Annotated in this window: 2 protein-coding genes; both read right to left on the bottom strand. The window is 42.3% G+C overall.

Features of this window, described 5'->3' with window-relative positions:
* Positions 1-132: 132 nt before the first annotated feature.
* A complete protein-coding gene (locus B4K20_RS07575; protein WP_289282457.1) occupies positions 133-339 on the bottom strand; it encodes a hypothetical protein in 207 nt (68 codons plus the stop codon).
* Between the two features lie 230 nt (positions 340-569).
* Positions 570-2,344 (bottom strand): TonB-dependent receptor family protein (locus B4K20_RS07570; RefSeq protein ID WP_289282456.1); only part of this gene is annotated, 1,775 nt, incomplete at its 5' end.

Raw genomic sequence — 2,344 nt, 5'->3', positions numbered from 1 at the left:
GCGGGGCCTGACACCTCAAAATTTTTTTTCCCAAATTTGAGAGTTTTTAAGGCGTTCTAGGGGGAGAATGTATAGAACTTAAAATTAGGTCTATAAATGTCATGATTTTTGATAATGCCTGTTTCTGCTCGGTTATTTATCAGAGTCAGGATGGTCGTGTTTTGCCACTAAAAATTCAAGACCAGCACCAATATCTTCCTCGCCACAGGCTGCACTTTCATCAGGACTACCTGCCAGCGCTTCCTCATGCGTTAATATCAAGTCGCGTTGTTGGTGCAGTTGTTCACTGTCATTGTCTTCTTTGTGTTCAGGGGAATAAGTCGAGTGTTTTTGCTGCATGGTCATAGCCTGTGTCACCCAAAAAGTGTTGTATATCGATTACGTTAACATTCATGCTGACAGATACAAATTTATCACCGATATCTGTCATGTTTGCTCGATATAAATGGTTAACCAGGTGAAACCAGTGGATGTGTATGAAGGCTGATGTTCAGTCAAAAAAAAAGCCCGCTTTAAAAAACGGGCTTTTACTAAATGAAAAAACAGTCCATTGTTTTATTCCCATTTTATTAGAAGTCGTAGGTGATACCACCAAAGAACAAGCGTTCACGACCAACTAATTTACCTTCATTTCGACTGACCAGATACTCTTTGTCGAATAAGTTTTCAACAATAGCAAAGACGGTAATACCTGAGTTCGGCACGGCGTAATTCACACCCGCATTCCAGATAGTGAATCCTGGGATAGTGCCTTGCAGTCCACTGACATCTTCGTTACGAGTATTACCATCATCAACAAATTGTTTACTCACATGCTGGACACCAATTCTGGCATTCACACCACTTTGATGTTCATATCCCAGATCCATATTTAACATATGTTCAGGTGCATACTGCATTCTGTTACCGTTGATTGACGGATCAGGTCCATCTTTGTATTCAGCTGTCCATAAGTTAGTATAAGCACCTGATAGATAGATATTATTTGTCCAGTCGAAAATATCACCAAAGTTGATACGGCCTGAGAGTTCGATACCGGTTTGTTCACTATCACCACTATTATCGAATGTATCACCAAAGTCCACTAAGGTATTTTGAATATCATTGTGGAACAATGTGGCTTCAACATTGATACCTTTGAAGTAACGGCTTCTGAAACCAACTTCATATAAGGTGCTTTCTTCAGGTTCAGCACGACCGCCGTCTTCAGTAAACTCCCTATCAGCCCGAGCTGGTGCGATGCCTTTATGTACTCCAGCAAAGACTGTGGTACCTGTAATCCCATTCCATGCAACGCCAAAACTCGGTAAAAACTCAGTGTATGACAACGCTTCACGGTTATTCTGGACACCGCCTTCATAGAATTCTTCGCTGGTACGAACATCTTCTACGCGAAAACCTGGTGTGAATGACCAGTTCCCTACATACGTCGTATTTTGCAAATAATAGGATAAAGCGTGCGTTTTAATTTTTGCTTCTTCCACATCGCCCGGATTGTTTGCCAGTGCTAATTTATAACTCTCACGCTCAGCAACACTCTTCGACAGGATCTCCTGACGGTGTATGTTCTCTTCATGATAGCGAACACCAAATATGGTGTCGTGTTCTAAGTCAAACAAACTATAAGAGATGTCACCACGTGTTTCTACACCACGTGTGTAATATTGACGAGGTGCATGTCGACCTGCACATAAGCTGGCATTGACATCAGTAGCTGAGACTCCTTCTTCGTCACCTTGTCCCGGGCAGTTTCTGAATAACGACACGATATTACCGTTACTATCCGGATCGCCTTCATTCTCTTCTGTACTGCGTAGACCATTACGGAATGTGTCGGTGTAGTAAGCCTGTGAGGTTAATTTGAATTTATCGTTAACACGGAAAATATGTTGTAACTGTACGACGTCACGATCTTGTTCCCATTCATCATTTTGAATAGAGGGATGCGAGTAAGGATCACGATCATATTCATAGGGTGTTAAATAGGCCTCTGTAGAATTACGTCTGTCACGCGTGTGAACTAATTTCAAGCCTAATGTCTGACGTTCGGTAATGTCGAGCTCACCTTTGAATCGGTAATCTTTGACATCAAATTCACTGTGATCATAGACACCATCACCTTTGTTCTGGGTAAAGCCAAAAGTGAATCCGCCTAACTCGTTACCATAGCCTATGGCACCATCCAGTAAACGATAATTCTGATTACCGAAAGCGGAGGTGATAGTACCCTCGACCTTGCCACTTCGAGGAACAGGTTTAGTCACGAAGTTTACCGCGCCGCCTAATGTTTGTGGGCCATATAAAATCTGACCGGCGCCTTTGATGACTTCGATACGACTTAATG

The sequence above is a fragment of the Methylophaga sp. UBA5088 genome (assembly GCF_002414625.1).
In the GTDB taxonomy this organism is placed as follows: domain Bacteria; phylum Pseudomonadota; class Gammaproteobacteria; order Nitrosococcales; family Methylophagaceae; genus Methylophaga; species Methylophaga marina.
The sequence above is the reverse complement of the archived record's forward strand: the minus strand, read 5'-3'. Positions and strand labels throughout refer to the sequence as shown.